General features: G+C 59.6%; 4 protein-coding genes and 1 pseudogene. 2 read left to right on the top strand and 3 right to left on the bottom strand.

Annotated elements, in window-relative coordinates; genetic code table 11:
* Window positions 1-142: 142 nt before the first annotated feature.
* Window positions 143-439, bottom strand: coding sequence for a hypothetical protein (locus NKJ17_RS33580; protein WP_352691992.1), 297 nt, complete (start codon window positions 437-439; stop codon window positions 143-145).
* 10 nt (window positions 440-449) lie between these two features.
* Window positions 450-623 carry a major capsid family protein gene (locus NKJ17_RS33575; protein ID WP_352691991.1) on the bottom strand — a complete coding sequence of 58 codons (174 nt, stop codon included), beginning with the start codon at window positions 621-623 and terminating at the stop codon, window positions 450-452.
* A 357-nt stretch (window positions 624-980) separates the two neighbouring features.
* Between NKJ17_RS33575 and NKJ17_RS33570 the strand changes: the two are divergent.
* Window positions 981-1,523: pseudogene (locus NKJ17_RS33570) on the top strand (exodeoxyribonuclease III); the annotation flags it as partial.
* Between the two features lie 123 nt (window positions 1,524-1,646).
* Here NKJ17_RS33570 and NKJ17_RS33565 read toward each other — a convergent pair.
* Window positions 1,647-3,413, bottom strand: a complete 1,767-nt coding sequence (locus NKJ17_RS33565; RefSeq protein ID WP_352691989.1) for an adenylate/guanylate cyclase domain-containing protein — start codon at window positions 3,411-3,413, stop codon at window positions 1,647-1,649.
* A gap of 449 nt (window positions 3,414-3,862) precedes the next feature.
* Here NKJ17_RS33565 and NKJ17_RS33560 point away from each other — a divergent pair, with 449 nt between their 5' ends.
* Window positions 3,863-4,300: a curlin gene (locus NKJ17_RS33560; protein ID WP_352452314.1), complete on the top strand. Its 438-nt coding sequence runs from the start codon at window positions 3,863-3,865 to the stop codon at window positions 4,298-4,300.
* The last annotated feature ends 133 nt before the right edge of the window (window positions 4,301-4,433 follow it).

Genomic DNA, 4,433 nt, shown 5'->3' with positions numbered 1-4,433 from the left:
CTGATAAGGCCGAAGGCAGCCTTCAGAAAGGTTTCGGCAAGGCGAAGGACAAGATCCGAGACGCCTTGAAGGATTGAAAACAAGGCCGTCCGTCCCAAACGGGCGGCCCCCGCCGCCGCAACCATCCAGTCATTCCGCCAACTTAGCGTCGACGAGTTCCTTCAGCTTTTCGGTCGAGACGCTCCTGGCATAATTCGATGCCAAGGTCATCCGCCTGCTTCTTCAGGTCCTCGCGTTCCCTGTCGGCAGCGGCCTTGCCCTGGAACTCGGCCGATTGGGACGAATCCTTGCCAGCAAAACGAGAACCAGCCGGTTGCTTAGCGACCTTTAGTTCGGCAGAGCTCACCTCAACATCGACGGTCTGGCCGGGATCGATGAGAACCGGAGCGCTGGTTGTGTTGATGCCGCGCGGGCCGGCTTGGCTATTGGTGACTTTCATCATCGCCTCCTTAGATGCGGTCGAGATAGCGGATCGACTTCGGCCGACTGATATCGACGCCGCCGAGACGGAAGATGCCGGGCACGTCGAATTTGATCGGCCTGGTCTGCCATGCCGGCAGGAACTGGAACGGCATCGGCATGTGGAACTTCAGCACCTCGGGCGAGCGGCGATAGGCCACCATGCGCTTGGTGCCGCCGGCGCCAGACGTGTCGAGATAAGCCGAAGGCTCCGCGGATAGTGAGCTCGCCGCCTGTGGTCAGAGTGTAGATGTTGTTGCGCTTCACCCAATTCCAGGATGGTCGTTTGGTTCACCGCGTCGATGCGGCGCGTCGAGATGTCGAGCAGGACCGAGCGGCGGCTAAAGCCGTAACCGCGTCTCCAGTTTTTTGCTGCCAATGCGCTATTCTCGCGAGCCAACTCTTCCATCCTCTTGAGCGGCATACCGAAGTCACCGGGGGTCGGACGATTCCAGAATATGTTGAACCCCCCACCGCGCCTGCCGTTGTAAGCTCGGGCGAAGCCAATCAGGGAGTAAGGAGTGACCCGGATCGCGACCTTCAACGTCAATGGTGTCAACGGGCGCCTGCCTGTGCTCTGAAGTGGCTAGGCGAGACAAGCTATGACGTAATCTGCCTTCAGGAACTGAAAACCTCCGACGATAAATTTCCGGCCGAAGCTATCCGGGATGCCGGCTATGGCGCTGTCTGGCACGGCCAGAAATCCAACAACGGTGTGGCTATTTGGCAGGGATCCCGTCGAGCGCCGGCGCGGCCTTCCTGGCGATCCCGACGATACGCGCAGCCGCTATCTTGAGGCGGAGATCGACAACCTTATCGTCGGCTGCATCTACCTGCCCAATGGCAACCCGGCGCCAGGCCCGAAGTTCCACTATAAGCTCCGCTGGGCCGAACGTCTCATCATCTACAGCACATCGCTGCTAGGCGAGCGGACCATCCTCTGCGGTGACTACAATGTCGTTCCCACGGACATAGACGCCGTCGTACCTGCCCGCTGGCTGGGCGATGCCGTATTTTTCTCGGAGAGCAGAAAAACATACGCGCGCATGCTGAGCTTGGGCTGGCTCCAGCATGCATGGCACTAATAGCGAGGACATGCCGTAGGTCGCGCGCGAAGGGGCGTCTCTTGGCTGTTAGGCGCGCCCGGCGGATTACCAGTACCCCTTTCCACCCTTGCCGCCAACGCGCTATTCCCGCAAGCCCACCAGACGCCAGCCATCAACTAACGGCTGCGCATCACCCGCGCTCTTGAAGGGTGAGTTCGCCACCAAATCATCGACCTTCCAATTTGGATTGCCCGCAAGAAATAGGCGGGCTTCCTCCTGTGCCTCAGGAACGCGACCGGCAAGGGCAAGCGCGGGAACCAGGTGCTCCCTCGAACCCGTCCCGTACGTTTCCTCCCGGCTCAAGGACGCAACTGCTTCCTCGTAGTGACCGGCGGAAATCTGCGCCATTCCCAGGATCCAGAAATACCAACCGGGTGGACGAGGATTTATACGGAGCGCAGCGCCACAAGCTATCAGCGCCGCTTGCGGATCGCCTAAGTAGATTTGCAGCTCCCCCATCCACGCAACCGCATCTGCATTGTTGGGATTGAGCCGAACGGCAGCATCGAATTGGGATTTTGCTTCATCCCAGTTGCGCTCATAAAGCTGAACGCAGCCCAGGATCCTGCGAGCGTGGGAATCGTCGGGATCGATGTCAACGGCTCGTTGCGCGTGTATCAGAGCCTTTGCGCGGCTGGGCTCCTGTGGCTCTCCCCATATAATCCAGCCAAATAGCAGTGAGATGGCAAGATTGCTGTGCCCCTCGCAGTAGTTTGGATCGATCTGAACGGCACGTTCCAAGTCAGCACATGCCTCACGGTTGTCTGATCTGGAAATGTTGCACTTACCTCGCGACCTAACACAAAGATCATAGGCTTCGAGATTTGACGGTCGGGAACGGGCAATAAGTTTCTTTTCACCAAGCTTACCAGAAATCGCTTCAACAACGCGTCGCGTGACCTCGTCCTGAACATCGAAGATGTCGGCGATTTCGCGGTCGAAGCGCTCCGCCCACACGTGATTGCCGCCTTCTTCCGCATTGATAAGCTGTACATTCACGCGCAACCGCTTGTTGGATCGCCGGGCGCTGCCCTCGAGAACATATTTGACGCCAAGATCGCGAGCGATCTGACGGACGTCTGTGGGCTTGCCTTTATAGGCAAAGGTGGAGTTGCGGGCGATCACGAAGAAGCCGGACACATTCGACAGATCGGTGATGATGTCGTCCGTCAGCCCGTCGGTGAAAAATTCCTGTTCGGAATCGCCACTCATGTTGATGAAGGGCAGCACAGCAATTGAAGGCTTGTCGGGTGGTGCGAGCGGCTGCGAAAGCTTCTCTAGAACAAGGGGCGCAGTTGGTGCCGCCGGCTTTGCCTTAGTTGGGACGCCGACCTGCAGCGAATAAACCCGGATCGGATAGGCAATGTTCTTGAGTTGCACCTCACCGCGATCGTTGATCGCGATATCGAGCCTTGACTTAACCTGCCAATAGGCTTGTTCGGAAAGACAGATATTGCCAGGTTCGCAGATTCCTTCCAGGCGCGCGGCGATATTGACCCCATCGCCCATAAGGTCGCCATCGCGTTCTTGCACGACGTCGCCCAGGTGAATCCCGATCCGGAACTCTATGCGGCGATCATCCGGCACCCCGGCATTACGCTCAACCATGGCATTCTGCACTTCGATCGCGCAGCGCACTGCTTCTACCACGCTGCTGAACTCGACGAGACTCCCGTCGCCTGTGCGCTTGACGACCCGACCACGATGGACAGCAATGGTGGGGTCGATGAGATCGCTGCGCAGAGCCCGCAGCCGTGCCAAGATACGATCCTCGTCCGCGCCCGCTAGCCGACTGTAGCCGACTACATCCGAGACCAGGATCGCTGCTATTTTGCGGGTCTCACTCATGTCGTGCTCCCACCGTCCAGTCTGGCACTACTGCCGAGGCAAAGGAAGATGGCTCCGAGCCATTGGTCGGATGGTCCGCGTAGGATCGACACCCAGTCATTCGAGATGGATGTCGGGCGCACAACTTGCCTGTGGCCTGCAGATTAGCGATGTCCGCTTTTGGTGGATGGACGGCGTCGTGGGAATGACTGGCATAGGCGCATTGCCGTCCGGCAGCCTGTGGGCCGGAAGCGGCCAATCGCTAAGTATAGAAATGACCCAACACCGGCCGCCCTTGGCGAGTGTGCTCCACCCATTGCCCTAGCGAATAGCGGCCTGACCGCCGCAGCCACGACCCGCGCAAGCCCTCCTGAACCCCAGCTGAACGCCGCCTTCAGCCTTAGTTCGAACGGCATCTCCTAAAAAGAAGCCGTTCAACCGCGGTCCCGTCCGCCAAAGGAGACGCTCTCATGATCCGCAATTCTTTCATCGCAACCGCGCTTGCCGCTCTTGTAGGTATCACTGCCGCCGCTCCGGCCATGGCCAATGACGTGCGCATCGAGCAATATGGCTGGTCGAACTCGGCCGGCGGCGCCCAGAACGGCTTCAAAAACCGTATCCGGGTGTATCAGAACGGTCGCTTCAACAAGGTGATCGGCCAGCAGCGCGGCCGCCACAACCTTTCGGCTATCGGCCAGGACGGGGCCGGCAACTACGGCGCCACCTACCAGAACGGCAACCGCAACGTAGCCGGCGTCGGCCAGTTCGGCTCCAACCACACCACCATTCTGACCCAGGACGGTAACGGCAACATTGCTGCCGGCGTACAGGTGGGCCACGGCTGCGATGCCAATGTCAGCCAGGGCGGCAGCGGCAATGTCGCAGCTTTCGTCCAGGCCTGCCCATAAACACGGCAACGGCCAGGGGGGGGGGGCGGGAATAAAGAGGACCCCCCCGGCACCCCCAAGGCCAGCCAAACACACCCCCCCAACAAAAAAATAAAGAACCCCCGAGCGGGGCAGCGCCCGGCGGGCGGGGAAT

This window comes from Mesorhizobium sp. M0208 (assembly GCF_040322015.1).
Lineage (GTDB): Bacteria > Pseudomonadota > Alphaproteobacteria > Rhizobiales > Rhizobiaceae > Mesorhizobium.
Note: the sequence above shows the minus strand (reverse complement) of the source record. Positions and strands in the feature narration are given on the sequence as shown.

Bases quoted from the DNA above. Each gene is read 5' to 3' on its own strand.
- NKJ17_RS33580 (WP_352691992.1), bottom strand. From the start codon at position 439: ATGAAAGTCACCAATAGCCAAGCCGGCCCGCGCGGCATCAACACAACC.
- NKJ17_RS33575 (WP_352691991.1), bottom strand. From the start codon at position 623: ATGGTGGCCTATCGCCGCTCGCCCGAGGTGCTGAAGTTCCACATGCCG.
- NKJ17_RS33565 (WP_352691989.1), bottom strand. From the start codon at position 3,413: ATGAGTGAGACCCGCAAAATAGCAGCGATCCTGGTCTCGGATGTAGTC.
- NKJ17_RS33560 (WP_352452314.1), top strand. From the start codon at position 3,863: ATGATCCGCAATTCTTTCATCGCAACCGCGCTTGCCGCTCTTGTAGGT.